The sequence below is a fragment of the Caulobacter sp. FV2ye17ST genome, from assembly GCF_058680955.1.
In genome coordinates, this window is record NZ_CM178727.1 from 4089873 (window position 1) to 4107448 (window position 17576).

The following is a 17576-nucleotide window of genomic DNA, read 5'->3' on the forward strand; positions in this document are numbered from 1 at the left end:
ACGAAGCCGCCCTCAGTGTGTGGTCATGCCGCCGGCCATCCGGTCGAAGGCGTCACGCAGGGCGGCGACAAGCTCTGGATCGATATCGGCGGCCGCGAGGGCTTGCGCCATCGCCGACGTCCACTGCCCCGCCAGCTCGGCGTCGATCGGCATGGCGCGGTGCAGCGACATCATGCAGACGCCTGGATGGGTCGTGAACCAGTCCCTTGGTCCGCCAAGCCAGCCCGCCAGAAAGCCGGTCAGAGACTCGCGCATCGCCGTCAGGTCCGACGCGTGCAGCGCTCGCAGCCGGGCATAGGCCGGTTCGGTGTCCATGATGTCGTAGAAGGCGTTGACGAGGCGGCGCACCCCGGGTCCGCCGCCCATCACCTCGAAAGGCGTGTCGGCGCCGACGATCGTGCTGGTCATGGGGCCCCTCGCCTGACGAAAGCCCCTTCACTCGACGAAAGCGCGGCGCCACGCCTTGATGTGGCTCAAAGGCCCGAATTCAAAGCTTAGGCGCAGCCGGGTCCGGATAGACCCTGGCCTTCAGCCAGGCCTTGAGATCGCTGGCCGAGCGGTCGGGGATCTGTTCCATCGGCACGTGGCCGACATCGGGATACAGGATCAGGGTCGAACCCGGTATGGCCGCGGCGAACCGGGCGCCGTCCGAGGCCGGAATGACGGTGTCCTTCTGACCGAACATGATCAGGGTGGGCGCCTTGATGCTCGCCACGAGCTGGGCCGAGGCCGGGCGGCGCGGGCCGGTCTGCAGACCCAGCAGGATGTCGCGGTGGCCGGGGGCGCGCGCCAGTTCGACATAGCGCTCGACCAGCTCGGGCGTCACCAGGCCCTGATCGACATAGGCCGATTTCAGGCCCTGGCGTACCAGGGCCTGGGTGTCGATATTCTTCAGCAGGGCCCGTCCCCAGGGATGGCGCAGGATGTTGAAGATCAGCACCCCGCCGCCGCCGCCTTCGCGCGGCCAGCCCGCCGCATCGACCAGCACCAGACCCTCGACCCGCTCGGGATGATCGATGGCGTATTGCCAGGCCACGCCGCCGCCCATGGAATTGCCGGCCAGGGTGAAGCGCTCGGCCCCCAGTCTGCGGGTCACAGTATCGACCACCGCCCCAAAGCCCTCACGGCCGACAGCATAGCCCTGGCCTGCCCGGGTCAGACCGTGGCCGGGCAGGTCCAGCGTGATGACGCGATAGTCGCCCGACAGCGACCGCACCCAGGGCTCCCAGGCGTGCAGCGACGCCGCATAGCCGTGGACCAGAACCAGGGTCGGACCGTCGCGCCGGCCCTCGTCGCGATAGTGCACGCGCAGCCCGCCGCCCAGGTCCATGTAACGCGAGGCCGGGCTGTCGTACTTGGCTTCCAGGCTGTCATAGGGGATGTCGCCGCGCTGCAGGGCCAGCCATCCCACGGCGCCGAGCGCCAGGATCAGAACCACGGCGATCAACAGACCGCGAAACAGCGTCTTCATCTGGCCCTACCCCTGACGTCTTGTTTTTATGGGGAGAGAGAAGGCCCGCGAAGCTTCGCCGTCAAGCGCCGCAGGCGGGACAGGCCGGATCGGCCCCGATCCGCACCGTGCGGGTTTCGACCGCCAGGGCGTCGTAGATCAGCAGGCGGCCGCTCAGGGCCTGCCCCGCGCCGGTGATCAGCTTGACCGCCTCCAGCGCCATCATCGATCCGATCACGCCGGCCAGGGCGCCGACCACGCCGACCAGGGCGCAGGTCTCGGCGTCCGGCGGAACGTCCGGGACCAGGCAGCGGTAACAGGGCTGGCCTTGAAACACCCCCACCTGACCGGTCCATCGGCCCAGGGCGCCGCTGACCAGGGTCTTGCCGTGGGCCACACAGGCGTCGCTGACGGCGAAGCGGGTGGCGAAGTCATCCGTGCCGTCGAGGATCAAGTCATACCGGGCAACAAGGTCCCTGGCGTTGGCGACGTCCAGCCATACCGGATGGGTTTCGACCGCCACATGCGGATTGATCGCCGCCAGACGTTCGGCGGCGACCTCGACCTTGGGACGGCCGACATCGGCGGTCTGGTACAGCACCTGTCGCTGCAGGTTGGACAACGAAACGGTGTCGGGATCCGCCAGACCCAGGGTTCCGACCCCGGCGGCGGCCAGATAGAGCGCGGCCGGGGCGCCCAGACCACCCGCCCCGACCAGCAGCACACGCGCCGCCTTCAGCCTCTGCTGGCCCGGTCCGCCGACCTCGCGCAGCACCAGATGGCGGGCATAGCGTTCGACCTCGCCGTCCGAAAAGCTCATCGCGCTTGATCTCCGCAGCCAGCCTCGCCACATGCGAGACATGCAAAACAGCAATTCCTTCCCCGACTGGCATGGCACCACGATCCTGGCGGTGCGCAAGAACGGCCAGACCGTGATCGCCGGAGACGGCCAGGTCTCCATGGGGCCAACCGTCGTCAAGGGCAATGCCCGCAAGGTGCGCCGCCTGGCCGGCGGCAAGGTGGTGGCCGGTTTCGCGGGCGCCACGGCCGACGCCTTCACGCTCATTGAGCGCTTGGAAGCTAAACTGGAACAGTATCCCGACCAGCTGGCCCGCGCCTGCGTGGACCTGGCCAAGGACTGGCGCACCGACCGCTATCTGCGCCGACTGGAAGCCATGCTGCTCGTGGCCGACGCCACCGCCATCTACACGGTCACCGGCGTGGGCGACGTGCTTGAGCCGGGCGAAAGCGCCGGCGGCGGCTCGGTCGCGGCCATCGGCTCGGGCGGCAACTATGCCCTCGCGGCCGCCAAGGCCCTGATCGACCAGGATCTTTCGGCGGAAGACATCGCCCGCAAGGCGATGGCGATCGCCGCAGAGATCTGCGTCTACACCAACGGCAATCTGACGGTTGAAAGCCTGTAAATGACCGAGTTTTCTCCCCGCGAAATCGTCTCCGAACTCGACCGCTACATCGTCGGCCATACCGAGGCCAAGAAGGCCGTCGCCGTGGCCCTCCGCAACCGCTGGCGGCGTCGCCGGGTGCCCGCCGATCTGCGCGATGAGGTCACCCCCAAGAACATCCTGCTGATCGGCCCCACCGGCGTGGGCAAGACCGAGATCGCCCGCCGTCTGGCCCGGCTGGCCCAGGCTCCGTTCCTGAAGGTGGAAGCCACCAAGTTCACCGAGGTCGGCTATGTCGGCCGCGACGTCGACCAGATCGTCCGCGACCTGGTCGAAAGCGCCCTGGGCATGGTGCGCGACAAGCGCCGGGCCGGCGTGCGCGCCAAGGCGGAGGCCGCCGCCGAGGAGCGCATCCTCGACGCCCTGACCGGCCCCGGCTCGACCGCCGCCCGCGAGAGCTTCCGCAAGAAGCTGCGGGCCGGCGAGCTGGACGACAAGGAAGTCGAGCTGCAGCTGGCCGACACCGGCAACGGCGGGATGTTCGAGATCCCCGGCCAGCCGGGCGCCTCTATGCTGAACCTGTCGGAGATGATGAAGTCGTTCGGCGGCGGACGCACGAAGGTTCACCGCACCACGGTGGCGGCCGCCCATGCGCCGCTGATCGCCGAGGAAAGCGACAAGCTGCTGGATCAGGAGGCCCTGACCCAGGAGGCCATCGAACTGGCCGAGAACCACGGCATCGTCTTCCTGGACGAGATCGACAAGGTGGCCTCCTCGTCCCAGCGCGGCGGGGCAGACGTGTCGCGCGAGGGCGTGCAGCGCGACCTTTTGCCGCTGATCGAGGGTACGACCGTCTCGACAAAGTATGGCCCGGTGAAGACCGACCACATCCTGTTCATCGCCTCGGGCGCCTTCCATGTGGCCAAGCCCAGCGACCTGCTGCCCGAGCTTCAGGGCCGCCTGCCGATCCGGGTGGAGCTGAAAGGCCTGACCCGCGACGACCTGCGCCGGATCCTGACCGAGCCGGAGGCCAATCTGATCCGCCAGCACCAGGCCCTGCTGCTGACCGAGGGCGTGACCCTGGTCTTCACCGCCGACGCCATCGACGCCCTGGCCGACGCGGCCGTGGCCGTGAACGGCTCGGTCGAGAACATCGGCGCCCGGCGGCTGCAGACGATCCTGGAAAAGGTGGTCGAGGAGATCAGCTTCTCGGCGGCCGATCGCTCCGGCGAGACGGTGACCATCGACGCGGCCTATGTGGCCGACAAGGTCGGGGCGCTGGCGGCCAATGCGGATCTGAGCCGGTTTATTCTGTAGCGACGGACACTTGCCCCCTACGGGGCAAGTCAGCCCGCCGCCTGAACCGCCTCCATCCCCAGCATCGCCGCCTTGCGCGCCAGACCCCAGTGATAGCCGGTCAGCCGGCCGTCCTTGGCGATGGCGCGGTGGCACGGGATCAGCAGCGAGATCGGATTGGCCCCGATGGCGCCGCCGGTGGCCTGATAGGCTCTGGGGTTGCCGGCCCACGAAGCCACCTGGCCATAGGTGCTGGTCTCGCCGACCGGGATGCGCAGCAGGGCCTTCCAGACCTGGATGTGGAACGGCGAGCCGATCAGCACGATCGGCAGCGGCCCCTTGCCGCCGGTGAAGGCATGGACGGCGGTCTGGCCGGCCGCCTCGTCGTCGCGGACCCAGTCGGCGGCGGGAAAGCGGCGGTGCATGTCGGCATAGGTCGCTTCGTCGTCGCCGTCGGAAAAGGCCAGACCCGCGAGGCCGCGCTCGGCCATCACGAACAGGCCCCTGCCAAACGGCGTCGGCGCCCAGCCATACCGCAAGGTCATACCGGCCCCGCGCCGACGCACCTCGCCGGGCGTGGCGGCTTCCTGGGCGATGAACAGGTCATGCAGGCGCGAAGGGCCTGAAAGCCCCGCGTCAAAGGCCGCGTCGAGCACGCTGGCCCCGGCCTCCAGCGATTTGCGGGCCTCGGCATGGGCGATGGCCGAAACGAAGGTCTTGGGGCTGACCCCGGCCCAGCGCGTGAAGACCCGCTGGAAATGGAACGGCGACAGGCCGACAGCCTCGGCCGCCTCGTCCAGCGACGGCCGCTCCTGCCAGCGCTCGGCCAGCCAGTCCAGAGCGACGGCCATGCGGTGATAGTCCGCCGAGCGCTCGGACAGACGGGCGAAGGTTTCGGAGGGGTGCATGTCGAGAGCCATAGCCGGAGCGTAGGGCGGCTCTCCCGAGGTGTCCGCCCGGTTCTTGCTCATGCGCCCGCGCCGGGGAGCGGATACCGCTCGGCCCGGGCCTTGCGGATGGCCTGCCGCAGGGCGTCGGCGAACACGACGCGCTCGGGCGGGCTGAGGGACCGGGCCAGGGTCAGGCGCTTTCGATAGATGCGCAGCCGCACGCGCGCTTCGTGTTCATCCGGCTGGTCGAGATCAACGCCCGTGAAGGCGGTCGGCGAGGTCCAGACGACCCGTACGCCCTTTTCGTCCTCGCGGCTGACCGTGACGGCCTCGGCGGTCACCCGCACCCGCTCCTTGCGTTCGGCGGCCCGGAAGCTGGCGCGCAGGGCCAGCCAGATCGCCAGCACGTCCAGCCCCAGGAACGGCAGCACCGGCGGCGCGCCCAGCACCAGCAGGAACACCGCGATCATCAGGTTGAAGGCGATGATGACGCCCAAAAGCACATGCATGCCCGTCCGGCTCAGCGACCGGTTGGGCGAGATCACGGCGTCCATGTACAGCGGCGCGGCCATGTCATCGATTTAGGCGCGCCAGCCTGGTTTGGCGAGGGGCCGCCTTGGCGAGGGGGCCGCATCACGGCATGGTCCCGGCGATGGTCAAACCCGCGCTGAAAAAGAAACGCCCCGCCGCCCGGCGGATCTCGCCGGCCGAGCGCGAGCGGGTCGCCGTGCTGTTCGACCGCTTCGAGAGCCTGGAGCTGCGGCCCAAGACCGAGCTGAACTACAACAATGCCTATGAGCTGGTCACCGCCGTCGCCCTCTCGGCCCAGGCCACCGACGTTCAGGTCAACAAGGCCACCGGGCCGCTGTTCCAGGTCGCCGACAGCGCCGAAAAGATGCTCGAGCTCGGCGAGGACGGCCTGATCAGGTACATCGCTTCGATCGGCCTCTTCCGGACCAAGGCCAAGAACGTCATCGCCTCGGCCCACATCCTGATGGATCGCCACGGCGGTCAGGTGCCCCTGAACCGCGCCGATCTGGAAAGCCTGCCGGGCGTCGGCCGCAAGACCGCCAGCGTGGTGCTCAACGAACTGGACATCGAGCCGGCCATCGCCGTCGACACCCATGTGTTCCGCGTCGCCCACCGGCTGAAGCTGTCAGCGGGCAAGACGCCCGACGCCGTCGAGACGGATCTGATGCGGATCGTGCCCGGACCCTATCAGACCCGGGCCCATCACTGGCTGATCCTGCACGGCCGCTATGTGTGCGTGGCGCGCAAGCCCCGGTGCGAGATCTGCAAGATCGCCGACCTGTGTCCGTCGCGGGAACTGTTCCTGGGCGCCTAGGGCCGCGCCGGGATCTCCAGCCCGCGCTGCACCGCCGGCCGCGCCAGGCAGCGCTCCAGCCAGGCTGGTACGGCCTTCAGGCTGGCATAGTCGACTAGCGCGCCCGCGTCGTAGAAGCCGACCAGGTTGCGCACCCAGCCCACCATCGAGATGTCAGCGATGGTGTAGTCGTCGCCCATGATGAACGGGCGGTCGGCCAGGCGGGCTTCCAGAACGCCCAGCAGGCGCTTGCTCTCGGCGACGTAGCGGTCGCGGGGGCGCTTGTCCTCGTAGTCCTTGCCGGCGAACTTGTGGAAGAAGCCCAGCTGGCCAAACATCGGGCCGACGGCGGCCATCTGGAAGAACACCCACTGGATGGTCTCGATGCGGGCGATCGGGTCGGTGGGCAGGAATTTGCCGGTCTTCTCGGCCAGATAGAGCAGGATCGCGCCGGATTCCCACAGGGCGACGGGCTTTCCGTCCGGACCGTGGGGATCGAGGATCGCCGGGATCTTGCCGTTCGGGTTCAGCGACAGGAATTCCGGAGCCTTGGCCTCGTCGGCCATGATGTTGATGGCGTGAGGCTCGTACGGCAGGCCGATCTCTTCCAGCATGATCGACACCTTCACGCCGTTGGGCGTGGGCAGCGAATAGAGCTGCAGGCGGTCGGGATGGCTGGCGGGCCAGCGGCTCGTGATCGGGAAGGCGGACAGGTCGGACATCAGCAACTCCTGCGGTTACGCCCTAGATAGGTCAGGCCTCGCGATCCGCTAGAGCCTGGCCATCACCGCCGCGGCGAAGGCCGCGCCGTGATCGTGGGCGTGCTCCAGGAACAGGTCGGGCTCGATCACCTCCAGCTCCATAAGCTGAGGGGTGTGGTCCAGGCCCCGGATCAGATCGATGCGGGCATAGGTCAGGGGCAGGCTGGCCGCCTCCAGCACCATGTGCGCCGCATGCAGGGCCTCGGGTTCGGGCGCGACGCCGGAAATCTGGCCGCCGAACTGCGGCTGGACCCGGAAGTCGCCGCCGGTCGCCACCTTGGAGACGGCGTGGCTGAACACCCCGTCGAAAAAGAACAGCGACAGCTCGCCCTCTTCGGCCACCGCCGGCAGGAAAGGCTGGATCAGGGCCGCGCCGGGCGGGCCGCCTTCCAGAGCGCCGTGCCGCTTGAAGCGGACGGTGTCCTGCGACCCCCCGGAAATCTGCGGCTTGACCACCACCTCGTCGACACCGAACGCATCGAAGGCCGCGGCCAGGGCTTCGGGGGTCAACCGGTCATGGGCGTGGGTCGGGACCACCGGCGCGCCCTTGGCTTCCAGTTCGATCAGATAGGTCTTGGTGGTGTTCCAGCGCAGGGTCGGGACGGGATTGATCACCGGCACGCCCGCCGCCTCCATGGCGTCCAGCTGGGCAAACCACTCGGGCTGACGCAGGTGATAGCCCCAGGCCAGCAAGGGCAGAGCCAGCCGGGCGAAGTCAGGATCCACCGGATCGGTCCAAGGCTGGCTGGTCACGGTCAGGCCGTGGGCCCGCAGCGGGGCGGCAAGCCGCTCGAACAGCCGCACCCCCGCCGCCGCATAGGCGGCGTTTTCCGAAGTGGGCGCCAGGATCAGGATATCAGCGGTCGTCGAACTCATACCCATGCGGTTAGAATGACGCAGGTCCCACGGCAAGCCTCGCGTTGCCTTGCCCTCACGCTTCCTTTACTTGCCGCCCCTTAGACGCTTTTCGCGCCCTGCACTTTCAAAGGCTTGCCGATCTCCATGACCGCTCTCTACGACGTCGCCGCCATCGGTAACGCCATCGTCGACGTCATCGCCCAGTGCGACGACGCCTTCCTCGAGCGCGAAGGCCTGGTGAAGGGCTCGATGGCCCTGATCGATCCGGCGCGCGCGTCGAGCCTGTATGACGTCATGGCCGCCGCCATCGAGGCCTCGGGCGGCAGCGCCGCCAACACCGTGGCCGGCGTCGCCAGCTTCGGCGGTCGCGGCGCCTTCATCGGCAAGGTCGCCGACGACCAGCTGGGCAACGTCTTCCGCCACGACATGAAGGCCATCGGCTGCGCCTTCACCACGCCGTCTCTGGCCGAGGGCCCGGCCACGGCCCAGAGCCTGATCAACGTCACACCCGACGCCCAGCGCACCATGAGCACCTATCTGGGCGCCTGCGTCGAGCTGACCAGCGCCGACGTCGATCCCGCCATCATCGAAGCCGCCAAATATTCCTATCTCGAAGGCTATCTGTTCGATCCGCCCGAAGCCCGCCGCGCCTTCGCCAAGGCCGCCGCCCTGGCGCACGGCTCCAGCCGCCAGATCGCCATCACCCTGAGCGACAGCTTCGTGGTCGAGCGCCACCGCGCCGCCCTGCTGGGTTTCGTCGAAACCCAGTGCGACATCGTCTTCGCGAACGCCTCGGAAGTCTGCGCGATGTTCGAGACCGACGATTTCGACGCCGCCGTGAAGGCTCTGTCGGAAAAGGTCACGATCGCCGCCGTCACCCGCAGCGAGCACGGCTCGGTCGTGGTCGCGGGCGGTCAGGTTCACGAAATCTCGGCCTATCCCGTGGAAAAAGTCGTGGACACCACGGGCGCGGGCGACCAATACGCGGCGGGTTTCCTCTACGGCCTCTCCCAGGGCCGCCCGCTGCCGGTCTGCGGCCAGCTGGGCTCCCTGGCCGCCGCCGAGGTGATCGCCCACTACGGGCCGCGCCCGCAGGTCAGCCTGCGGGACCTCGCAGCTCAAAACGGACTCTAAGGAAGACCATGGCCCGCACCGCTGAAGTGGTCCGCGAGACGAAGGAGACCCAGATCCGGGTCTGGATCGATCTCGACGGGACCGGCGCCTCGACGATCTCCACCGGCATTGGTTTCTACGACCATATGCTGGAGAGCTTCGCGCGCCACGGCGGCTTCGACCTGAAGGTCGAGACCAAGGGCGACCTGCACATCGACATGCACCACACGGTGGAAGACACCGGCATCGTGCTGGGCCTGGCGGTCAACAAGGCGCTGGACGGCTTCAAGGGCATCCGACGCTTCGGCCACGCCTATATCCCGATGGACGAGACCCTGACCCGCTGCGCCATCGACCTGTCCAACCGGCCCTATCTGATCTGGAAGGTCGATTTCAAGCGGCCCAAGGTCGGCGAGATGGACACCGAACTCTTCAAGGAGTTCCACCACGCGTTCGCGATGAACTGCGGGGCCTGCGTGCATCTGGAGACCCTGTACGGCGACAACACCCACCACGTCGCCGAGAGCGGGTTCAAGGCCCTGGCCCGGGCGCTGCGTCAGGCGGTCGAGATCGACCCCAAGACCGGCGGCCATGCCCCCTCCACCAAGGGCGTGCTGTAGGAACCTCTCCCATGCAGACCGTCGCCCTGATCGATTACGGGTCGGGCAACCTGCGCTCGGCCGAGAAAGCCCTGCGTGAGGCCGCCCGGCGTCGCGGGATCGCCGCCGACATCGTTGTCACGGCTGATCCCGAGCGCGTGGCCGCCGCCGACCGCGTGGTCCTGCCCGGCGTGGGGGCCTTTGCCTCCTGCCGCGCGGGTCTCGACGCCTCGGGTGTGTATGAGGCCATGAACGAGGCCGTGCACGGCCGGGGCGCGCCGTTCCTGGGCATCTGCGTCGGCCATCAGCTGCTGGCCACGCGCGGCCTGGAGTTCGGCGTCACACCGGGCCTGGACTGGATCGCGGGGGAGGTCAGGAAACTGGCGCCCAGCGACCCGACCCTGACCATTCCGCACATGGGCTGGAACGCGATCAAACTGACGCGCGATCACCCATTATTTTCGGGCGTCGCCGACGGCGCCCACATGTACTACGCCAACTCCTTCGCCCTGACGCCGACCGATCCGGCCGATGTCCTGGCGACCACAGACCACGGCGGCCCGTTCACGGCGGCGGTGGTCAAGGATAACGTGGCCGGCGTACAGTTTCACCCCGAGAAATCTCAAGCCGCAGGTCTTTCCCTGCTCGCCAACTTTCTGGAATGGCGCCCATGATCCTCTACCCCGCCATCGACCTGAAGGACGGCCAGTGCGTGCGCCTGCTGCACGGCGACATGGAGAAGGCCACGGTCTTCAACACCTCGCCCGCCGACCAGGCCGAACGCTTCGTCAAGGACGGCTTCTCGTGGCTGCACGTGGTCGATCTGAACGGCGCCATCGAGGGCAAGTCGGTCAATACGGCCGCCGTGCAGTCGATCCTGGAATCGATCTCGATCCCGGTGCAGCTGGGCGGCGGCATCCGCACCCTGGAGGGCATTGAGGCCTGGATCGAGGCCGGCGTGTCCCGCGTGATCCTGGGCACCGTGGCCGTGCATGATCCCGACCTGGTCAAGAAGGCCGCCCGCCTGTGGCCCGAGCAGATCGCCGTGGCCGTCGACGTGCGCGACGGCAAGGTGGCGGTCGACGGCTGGACCGGACTGTCGGAGCTTTCGGCCATCGACCTGTCGCGTCGCTTCGAGGACGCCGGCGTGGCGGCCCTGATCATCACCGACATCAGCCGCGACGGCGCCCTGACCGGCGTCAATGTCGAGGGCGTGGGCGAGCTGGCCGACGCCGTCTCGATCCCGGTCATCGCCTCGGGCGGCGTCGCCGCCGTGGCCGATATCGAGCGCCTGAAGGCCCGCAAGGGCGTCAAGATCGCCGGCGCCATCCTGGGCCGTTCGCTCTATGCCGGCACCATCCAGCCGGCCGAGGCCCTGACAGTGGCGGCCGCCTGATGCTGAAGACCCGGATCATTCCCTGCCTCGACGTGAAGGACGGGCGGGTGGTCAAGGGCGTCAATTTCGTGGCCCTGCGCGACGCCGGCGATCCGGTGGAACAAGCCAGAGCGTATGACGCGGCCGGGGCCGACGAGCTGATGTTTCTCGATATCACCGCCTCCAGCGAAGGCCGGGGCCTGATCCTGGACGTGATTTCCCGCACCGCAGAGGTCTGTTTCATGCCGGTTTCGGTGGGCGGCGGCGTGCGCGAGGTGGCCGACATGCGCCGCCTGCTGCTGGCCGGGGCCGACAAGGTCTCGACCAACACCGCCGCGGTCGAGAACCCCGACCTGATCGCCGCCGGGGCCGACGCCTTCGGCGCCCAGTGCGTGGTGGTGGCCATCGACGCCAAGCTGCGCGAGGACGGTTCGGGCTGGAACGTCTGGACCTATGGCGGCCGCAAGGACACCGGTCTCGACGTCGTCGACTGGGCCGCCAAGGTGGTCGAACGCGGCGCGGGCGAGATCCTGCTGACCTCGATGGACCGCGACGGCGCCAAGATCGGCTACGACATTCCCCTGCTGAAGGCCGTGACCGGCGCGGTTTCCGTGCCCGTGATCGCCTCGGGCGGGGCCGGGAAGACCGAGCATCTTGTCGAAGCCGCCCGCGACGGCCACGCCGCCGCCGTGCTGGCCGCGTCGATCTTCCACTTTGGCGAAATCAGCATCGGCGAGGCCAAGCGGGCCATGGCTGACGCGGGTATCCCCGTGCGGCTGGACGACCTGAAGGGCGCGGCATGAGCAAGCTGTTCGAGACCCTCGAGCGCCTGGCCGCCACCATCGAGACCCGCAAGGGCGGCGATCCGGCCGCGTCCTACACCGCCAGGCTGCTGGCCGATCCCAAGCTGGCCGCCAAGAAGCTGGGCGAGGAAGCCGTCGAAACGGTGATCGCCGCTGTCGGCCAGGGCCCGGACGAACTCGCCAGCGAAAGCGCCGACCTGCTTTACCACTGGCTGGTTCTGCTGGCGGCCTCGGGCGTTTCGCTCGACGCGGTGGCCGACAAGCTGGCGGCGCGCGAGGGGACCTCGGGCATCGCCGAGAAGGCTTCACGCGCCCAATAGCGGGTGGTGTGGGCTAGACCCGCCGCTTCAGCGCCACGTACAGCGCGCCCTCGCCCCCGTGCCGCTGGTCGGCCTGCGACACCCCGGCGATCATGTCGCGCAGGGCCGGCGCCGCCAGCCACTCCGGCGTGCGCTTCTTCAGCACCCCGTGGCCGATCTTGCCCTTGCCGGTGATGATCAGCACGGCGCGATGCCCGTCGGCATAGGCGCGGCGGATGAAGCCCTCCAGGGCCGGGCGGGCCTGGTCCTGGTCGAAGCCGTGCATGTCCAGGCGCGCGCCGATCGGATCGTGTTCCTTGATCAGGCGCTTGCGGCGATTGGGTTCGATATGGCCCGGCGCCGATTTCGGGGTCCTGACCGGAGCGGGCCTGATCTCGGACGGATCGATGCGCAGGGGCGCGATGGAGGCCAGGTGCGTAGGCTGAACCTTCGCGGCCTTGGGAGCCTTGACCGGCTTGATCTTGACCTTGGCCCGCAGTTTCAGCGGCTTGTCGCCCGGCCGCGCATGCACCGTGTCGGCGACCATGCCCCACAGGCGCAGTTCTTCCGGTCGCGGCGGCCGTTTCATGACTCAGGACTTCGGTATCGGAACCAGGCGGTACATCCGCAGGTCATGGCGCACGCGGCCCGCCTCGACGCCGGCGCCGGACCCGCTGCCGGTATAGAGATCGGCGCGAACCTCGCCCTTGATCGCGCCGCCCACGTCCAGCGCCACGGCCAGGCGGCGATAGGCGGGGAAGGCGCCGGCCAGCTTGGGCGCCGCGGCGTCCAGCCAGTAGAGGCCGCCCATGGCGTGGCGGCTGGGGTCGACGGCGATGGCCCGGCCCGCCGGCAGGGGTATGCCGGCCGAGCCCACGGCTTCCTTGCCGTCGTCTTCCGACAGCTTGAAGAAGATGTAGCGCGGGTTCAGCTGCATGATCTCGTCGGCCTTGGGCCCGCGATTATCGGCCAGCCAGGCGCGGATCGCATCGCCCGAGGTGTTGTTGTCGGTCAGCAGGCCCCGATCGCGCATCGCCGTGGCGATCCCGACGAAGGGCTTGCCGTTGCCGCCGGCGAAGGCGGCTCGCAGACGGCGACCGTCGGGCATGACCAGAATGCCCGAGCCCTGGATCTGCAGGAAGAACAGCTCTTCAGGGCGCATCCAGGCCAGGGGCTTGTCAGCGGGCGAGGCTTCGATGGTCTTGCGGTCCGGATAGGGCTCGAACTTGCCGGCCTTGACCCGGCCGGTGACCTTCTTGCCGGCGAAGCTGGGCTCGAACGCCCCAAGGTCCAGCATCACCAGATCGGAGGGCACGCCGCGCACCGGGGCGCTGAACTCGTCGGACCGCGACATCCGCGCATCGTACTTCGGGGCGAAATAGGCGGTCAGCAGGCCCTGGTCGCCCACGGCCTGGGGCCGGAAATTGGCTTCCAGGAACAGGCGGGCGCCCCATTCGTCGCGCGGACCGTCCGTGCGGGCCAGGCGGCAGACGCGGGCCATGTCCTGGTCGCGGGCCACGCCGCAGCCGGCGCGGAAAGCGTCGAGGGCGGCGAGGTGATCCTCGTCCTGCCAGCCCGCCAGGGCGCCAAACGTCAGCACGGCGTCGGCGGGAGCGTCCGGTGTGGCCGGCGAGACCGGCGAAACCGGCGGCGCGATGGGGCCGGTCGCGACCGGCGGGGGCGCGGTGGTCGTACAGGCCGCCAGGGTCAGCGACGCCAGGACGACGATCAGGCCGAGGCGTGACATCAGGCTTCGGCGGCCGCGACGTGGACCAGGGTCCAGTTAGGGTTGGCCGATTTCAGGTCGCGCTCGAAGGTCCACAGCTCGGCGGTGCGGCGGTCATCGACGGCTTCACCCTCGGCGCTGGTGGTGCGGGCCCGCACCTCGGCCAGGATGCGCACCGTAGCGCGGGCGGCGTCGCCGACGACGGCGACATTGTCGAGGTCGACGCGCGGCGGCGTCATGATCTCGACCTTTTCCGACCGGCCTTCGGCTTCGCGGGCCACGATGGCCGCTTCGAAATTGGCCATGACGTCGTCGGCCAGAAGCGGCTTGAGCGTCTCTCGGTCGCCGGCGGCGAACGCCGTGACGATCATCTCATAGGCCGCGCGGGCCCCGCTCAGAAAATGGCTGGTGTTGAAGTCGGGCTGGCGCGCGCGCAGGGCGGCGACACCCTCCAGCGGGCCCGTGACCACGGCTTCGGCGGGACCGGCCGGGGCTGGAACCGTCTTGGCGGCGGCGGGTGCGTCCTCGGGCTGACGCCCGACGCGACGACCCAGCGTCGCGTAGAGCTGGTAGAGAACGACAGCGGCTATAACCGCGAGAACGAGAATCTGAATTAGCACTTGGGTATCCGCGTCTGCGTCGACAGGCTGGTCGCCATGTCTATATAGGCGAGGCGAGCTCTCTCGTCAGGCGCCTGGCGTTGCACCAGGGCCGTCCGCGTGTTAGCAGCGCCGCTCTCTCCTAGCGGCCTTTCTAGCGGCCGAGTACGGATTTATTCCTAATGACCGACACGACCGCCGCCCCCGAGGGCGCCCAGGACGATAACGCGGCCGCTCAATCGGGCATCCGCATCATGGCCCAGTTCATCCGCGACTTCTCGTTCGAGAGCCCGCTGGCGCCCGACAGCCTGCGCTCGGGCACGGCCCAGCCGGCCATCGACATGGGCGTTGAAATGAACGCCCGCGGTCGCACCGACGGCCTGTTCGAGGTGGACCTGAAGCTGTCGGCCCGCGCCACGCGCGACGACCAGCCGGTGTTCCATGTCGAGGTCGTCTATGGCGGCCTGTTCCACATCGCCGGCGTGGCCGAAGCGGCCCTGGAAGAAGTGCTGCTGATCGAGTGCCCGCGCTTCCTGTTCCCGTTCGCCCGCCGGGTGATCGCCGACATCACCAGCGAAGGCGGCTTCCCGCCCTTCCTGATCGACCCGATCGACTTCGCCGGCGTCTACACGGCCCGCAAGGCCCAGGCCGAAAGCGTGGTGGTCGGCAACGCCTGAGGCGTTTTCGATCCGATAGATTTGAGAAACCCCGGCGCAGCGATGCGGCCGGGGTTTTTCTTTTCTGTCGCGACCTCTGTCGTTACGGCTGCAGCCGATACCCGCCCATTTCGGTGATCAGGATCTTGGCCATGGCCGGATCGGGCTCGATCTTCTGGCGCAGGCGATAGACATGGGTTTCCAGGGTGTGGGTGGTGACCCCGGCGTTATAGCCCCAGACCTCGGTCAGCAGTTCCTCGCGCGACACGGGCTTTGAGCCGGCGCGGTAGAGGTATTTCAGGATGTTGGTTTCCTTCTCGGTCAACCGCACCTTTTTCTGCTTTTCGTCGACCAGAAGCTTGGCCGAGGGGCGGAACTCGTAGGGACCGATGCGGAACAGGGCGTCTTCCGAGGCCTCGTAGCTGCGCAGCTGGGCGCGGATGCGGGCCAGCAGCACGCCGAAGCGGAAGGGCTTGGTCACATAGTCGTTGGCGCCGGATTCCAGCCCCAGAATGGTGTCGCTGTCGCTGGCGGCGGCCGTCAGCATGATCACCGGGGCCATGACGCCGTTCTTGCGCATCAGCCGGCAGGCCTCGCGGCCGTCCATGTCGGGCAGGTCGACGTCCAGCAGGACCAGATCCGGCTTGATCTCGCGCGCCATGCGCACGCCCTCGCCGGCCGTGGCCGCTTCAGCCACCGCGAACTCTTCGTGCAGGGCGAGCTGTTCGGCCAGCGCGCCGCGCAGGTCGTCGTCGTCGTCGATGAGCAGAAGGGTCTTGCGTTGCGCCATATGCCGGAACATGCACCGGTGCGACCCCCTGCGACAACCCTTGGGATCGGAGAAGCCGACAATGATCTTCAGGGCCCGCCCCGACGGCCAGATTGACGTCAACGGACGCACGGTTCGATGCGCCCTGGGCAAGGCCGGTGTCATCGCCGCCGCCGACAAGCGCGAGGGCGACAACAGAAGCCCCGTGGGCGTCTGGACGATCCGGCAGGTGCTTTATCGCCCGGATGTCTATCCCAACGGTCCGACCACCGCCCTGCCCGTCGCGGCGATGGCCCCGGATGACGGCTGGTGCGACGCGCCGGGCGACCCGGCCTATAACCGCCCGGTCAAGCTGCCCTACCCCGCCAGCGCCGAGCGGCTGTGGCGGGATGACCAAGTCTACGACCTGGTCGGGATCCTGGCTCACAATGACGATCCGCCGGTCCCAGGGATGGGCTCGGCGATCTTCCTGCACCTGGCGCGCGAGGACTATTCCGGCACCGAGGGCTGCGTGGCCCTGGCGCGCGGGGATCTGGAGGCCCTGCTGGCGATGGCAAAGCCCGGCGACGCCATCGAGATCGCGCCCTAGACCCGGCCTATAGACCGCTCTTGGCCTTCCCATCGATCAGGACGGCCTGCTGCCAGCGGCTCGGCGCCTTGTCGGTGCGGTGGATACAACCCGCCCAGCAACAGGGCCGTTTCTTGCCCTCCAGCAGTTCCTCGCGGGTTCGCTGGATGCGGCGCTGGCGTGTTGCCGGCTGCTTGGCGTCGTCGACCCAGCAAATGAACTCATTTCGCCCCAGCGGCGTCAGGCGCGCCCAAAGCTCCAGAACGTCGGGATCCGATTGCACCGCCGCCTGCAGATCTTCACCCGCCTGGTGGACCGTCCCTTGGGGAAAGGCGTTCATCACGAAATCTCCCTGCGACGAGATAGAGCCTTCAGCCTGCCATATCACCCGGCAGGAGGGGTCGTTCCAAGACCGCCAGTGTCGCGCGCGCCAAAAATCGCTGATCCCACCCGCACCGAGGTCGCGCCCTGGGCGATGGCGATCTCGAAGTCGTCACTCATGCCCATGGACAGCTTGGCGACCCCGTTGCGCCCGGCGATTTCCCGCAGGGCCGCGAAGTGCGGCGCGGGGTCGTCTTCCGCCGGCGGGATGCACATCAGCCCCTCAATGGTCAGGCCCAGCTCGCGGCAAAGGGCGATGAAACCGTCGGCCTCGGCAGGCGCGATGCCGGCTTTCTGCGGTTCCTGCCCGATATTGACCTGCACATAGAGGCGGGGAGCCTTGCCCTGGCGGCGGATTTCGTCGGCCAGGGCCCTGGCCAGCTTCTCGCGGTCCACCGTCTCGATCACATCGAAGAAGCCGATGGCGTCGCGCACCTTGTTGGTCTGCAGCGGCCCGATCAGGTGAAGCTCCAGCCCCTCGCGATGCGGCGTCCAGCGCTCCATCGCCTCCTGGACGCGATTTTCGCCGAACACCCGCTGGTCAGCGGCCAGAACCGGGGCGATATGGTCCCAGGCCTGCGTCTTGGACACCGCCACCAGCGTGACCGAGCCCGGCGGACGGCCGGCCGCGGTCTCGGCGGCGGCGATGCGGGCGCGGATGGAGGCCAGTGCGCTGTCTTGGGGGGCGTCGGGCATGCAGGAGATC

The 17576-nt window shown here is 68.5% G+C and carries 23 protein-coding genes and 1 pseudogene; 11 read left to right on the forward strand and 13 right to left on the reverse strand.

Annotation, left to right across the window (positions count from 1 at the left end; translation table 11 throughout):
- Window positions 1-12: 12 nt before the first annotated feature.
- The 3 genes from ACW17V_RS19700 to ACW17V_RS19710 all read right to left on the reverse strand — a co-directional run bounded on the left by ACW17V_RS19700 (window position 13) and on the right by ACW17V_RS19710 (window position 2270).
- Window positions 13-408: a group II truncated hemoglobin gene (locus ACW17V_RS19700; RefSeq protein ID WP_492106718.1), complete on the reverse strand. Its 396-nt coding sequence runs from the start codon at window positions 406-408 to the stop codon at window positions 13-15.
- 79 nt (window positions 409-487) lie between these two features.
- Window positions 488-1471: an alpha/beta fold hydrolase gene (locus ACW17V_RS19705; protein WP_492106719.1), complete on the reverse strand. Its 984-nt coding sequence runs from the start codon at window positions 1469-1471 to the stop codon at window positions 488-490.
- 61 nt (window positions 1472-1532) lie between these two features.
- A complete protein-coding gene (locus ACW17V_RS19710) occupies window positions 1533-2270 on the reverse strand; it encodes a HesA/MoeB/ThiF family protein (RefSeq protein ID WP_492106720.1) in 738 nt (245 codons plus the stop codon).
- Window positions 2271-2275: 5 nt separating this feature from the next.
- Between ACW17V_RS19710 and hslV the strand changes: the two are divergent.
- A pseudogene (gene hslV / locus ACW17V_RS19715) lies at window positions 2276-2874 on the forward strand (ATP-dependent protease subunit HslV).
- Complete coding sequence (gene hslU / locus ACW17V_RS19720; protein ID WP_492106721.1) at window positions 2875-4170, forward strand: ATP-dependent protease ATPase subunit HslU; 1296 nt, start codon at window positions 2875-2877, stop codon at window positions 4168-4170.
- A 29-nt stretch (window positions 4171-4199) separates the two neighbouring features.
- Here the strand turns inward: hslU and ACW17V_RS19725 are convergent, their stop codons facing one another.
- Together ACW17V_RS19725 and ACW17V_RS19730 are read right to left on the reverse strand one after the other, a co-directional pair.
- The gene (locus tag ACW17V_RS19725; RefSeq protein ID WP_492108836.1) at window positions 4200-5069 is read right to left on the reverse strand and encodes a methylated-DNA--[protein]-cysteine S-methyltransferase; all 870 of its coding nucleotides are present in this window, start codon (window positions 5067-5069) and stop codon (window positions 4200-4202) included.
- Between the two features lie 47 nt (window positions 5070-5116).
- Window positions 5117-5611 carry a DUF2244 domain-containing protein gene (locus ACW17V_RS19730; RefSeq protein ID WP_492106722.1) on the reverse strand — a complete coding sequence of 165 codons (495 nt, stop codon included), beginning with the start codon at window positions 5609-5611 and terminating at the stop codon, window positions 5117-5119.
- A gap of 68 nt (window positions 5612-5679) precedes the next feature.
- On the opposite strand from ACW17V_RS19730, the gene nth reads away from it, so the two are divergent.
- On the forward strand, window positions 5680-6384 hold the full coding sequence (gene nth, locus ACW17V_RS19735; RefSeq protein ID WP_492108837.1) for an endonuclease III: 705 nt from the start codon (window positions 5680-5682) through the stop codon (window positions 6382-6384).
- Here the strand turns inward: nth and ACW17V_RS19740 are convergent.
- Both ACW17V_RS19740 and ACW17V_RS19745 read right to left on the reverse strand, forming a co-directional pair.
- The gene (locus ACW17V_RS19740) at window positions 6381-7085 is read right to left on the reverse strand and encodes a glutathione S-transferase N-terminal domain-containing protein (protein WP_492106723.1); all 705 of its coding nucleotides are present in this window, start codon (window positions 7083-7085) and stop codon (window positions 6381-6383) included. The genes nth and ACW17V_RS19740 overlap by 4 nt on opposite strands.
- A gap of 48 nt (window positions 7086-7133) precedes the next feature.
- Entirely contained in the window at window positions 7134-8000 is an 867-nt protein-coding gene (locus ACW17V_RS19745) for an ATP-grasp domain-containing protein (RefSeq protein WP_492106724.1), read from the reverse strand.
- Window positions 8001-8126: 126 nt separating this feature from the next.
- Between ACW17V_RS19745 and ACW17V_RS19750 the strand changes: the two genes are divergently transcribed.
- The 6 genes from ACW17V_RS19750 to ACW17V_RS19775 are packed head-to-tail and all read left to right on the forward strand — an operon-like array spanning window position 8127 to window position 12192.
- Window positions 8127-9116 (forward strand): adenosine kinase, encoded by a 990-nt coding sequence (locus tag ACW17V_RS19750; RefSeq protein WP_492106725.1) that lies wholly within the window; start codon window positions 8127-8129, stop codon window positions 9114-9116.
- 8 nt (window positions 9117-9124) lie between these two features.
- Window positions 9125-9715 (forward strand): imidazoleglycerol-phosphate dehydratase HisB, encoded by a 591-nt coding sequence (gene hisB, locus ACW17V_RS19755; protein WP_492106726.1) that lies wholly within the window; start codon window positions 9125-9127, stop codon window positions 9713-9715.
- A gap of 11 nt (window positions 9716-9726) precedes the next feature.
- Window positions 9727-10368, forward strand: coding sequence for an imidazole glycerol phosphate synthase subunit HisH (gene hisH, locus ACW17V_RS19760; RefSeq protein WP_492106727.1), 642 nt, complete (start codon window positions 9727-9729; stop codon window positions 10366-10368).
- Window positions 10356-11090, forward strand: coding sequence for a 1-(5-phosphoribosyl)-5-[(5-phosphoribosylamino)methylideneamino]imidazole-4-carboxamide isomerase (gene hisA, locus ACW17V_RS19765; RefSeq protein WP_492106728.1), 735 nt, complete (start codon window positions 10356-10358; stop codon window positions 11088-11090). The genes hisH and hisA overlap by 13 nt, the downstream gene beginning before the upstream one ends.
- Window positions 11090-11872, forward strand: coding sequence for an imidazole glycerol phosphate synthase subunit HisF (hisF, locus tag ACW17V_RS19770; RefSeq protein WP_419253506.1), 783 nt, complete (start codon window positions 11090-11092; stop codon window positions 11870-11872). Before hisA ends, hisF begins: the two co-directional genes overlap by 1 nt.
- Entirely contained in the window at window positions 11869-12192 is a 324-nt protein-coding gene (locus ACW17V_RS19775) for a phosphoribosyl-ATP diphosphatase (protein WP_492106729.1), read from the forward strand. The genes hisF and ACW17V_RS19775 overlap by 4 nt, the downstream gene beginning before the upstream one ends.
- A 13-nt stretch (window positions 12193-12205) precedes the next feature.
- On the opposite strand, the gene ACW17V_RS19780 is transcribed toward ACW17V_RS19775, so the two are convergent.
- From ACW17V_RS19780 to timA, 3 genes are read right to left on the reverse strand one after another with little or no spacing between them, the layout of a single operon-like run.
- Complete coding sequence (locus ACW17V_RS19780) at window positions 12206-12760, reverse strand: Smr/MutS family protein (RefSeq protein WP_492106730.1); 555 nt, start codon at window positions 12758-12760, stop codon at window positions 12206-12208.
- A 3-nt stretch (window positions 12761-12763) separates the two neighbouring features.
- On the reverse strand, window positions 12764-13918 hold the full coding sequence (gene mltA, locus ACW17V_RS19785; RefSeq protein ID WP_492106731.1) for a murein transglycosylase A: 1155 nt from the start codon (window positions 13916-13918) through the stop codon (window positions 12764-12766).
- A complete protein-coding gene (gene timA / locus ACW17V_RS19790) occupies window positions 13918-14517 on the reverse strand; it encodes a TIM44-related membrane protein TimA (RefSeq protein WP_492106732.1) in 600 nt (199 codons plus the stop codon). Before timA ends, mltA begins: the two co-directional genes overlap by 1 nt.
- Window positions 14518-14678: 161 nt before the next feature.
- On the opposite strand from timA, the gene secB reads away from it, so the two are divergent.
- Window positions 14679-15173, forward strand: a complete 495-nt coding sequence (secB, locus tag ACW17V_RS19795; RefSeq protein ID WP_492106733.1) for a protein-export chaperone SecB — start codon at window positions 14679-14681, stop codon at window positions 15171-15173.
- 82 nt (window positions 15174-15255) lie between these two features.
- Here the strand turns inward: secB and ACW17V_RS19800 are convergent, their stop codons facing one another.
- Complete coding sequence (locus ACW17V_RS19800) at window positions 15256-15942, reverse strand: response regulator transcription factor (RefSeq protein ID WP_035048857.1); 687 nt, start codon at window positions 15940-15942, stop codon at window positions 15256-15258.
- A gap of 61 nt (window positions 15943-16003) precedes the next feature.
- Between ACW17V_RS19800 and ACW17V_RS19805 the strand changes: the two genes are divergently transcribed.
- On the forward strand, window positions 16004-16510 hold the full coding sequence (locus ACW17V_RS19805) for a L,D-transpeptidase family protein (RefSeq protein ID WP_492106734.1): 507 nt from the start codon (window positions 16004-16006) through the stop codon (window positions 16508-16510).
- Window positions 16511-16517: 7 nt separating this feature from the next.
- On the opposite strand, the gene ACW17V_RS19810 is transcribed toward ACW17V_RS19805, so the two are convergent.
- Window positions 16518-16829 (reverse strand): YdeI/OmpD-associated family protein, encoded by a 312-nt coding sequence (locus ACW17V_RS19810; protein WP_492106735.1) that lies wholly within the window; start codon window positions 16827-16829, stop codon window positions 16518-16520.
- Window positions 16830-16873: 44 nt separating this feature from the next.
- A complete protein-coding gene (locus ACW17V_RS19815) occupies window positions 16874-17566 on the reverse strand; it encodes a YggS family pyridoxal phosphate-dependent enzyme (protein ID WP_492106736.1) in 693 nt (230 codons plus the stop codon).
- Between the last annotated feature and the right edge of the window lie 10 nt (window positions 17567-17576).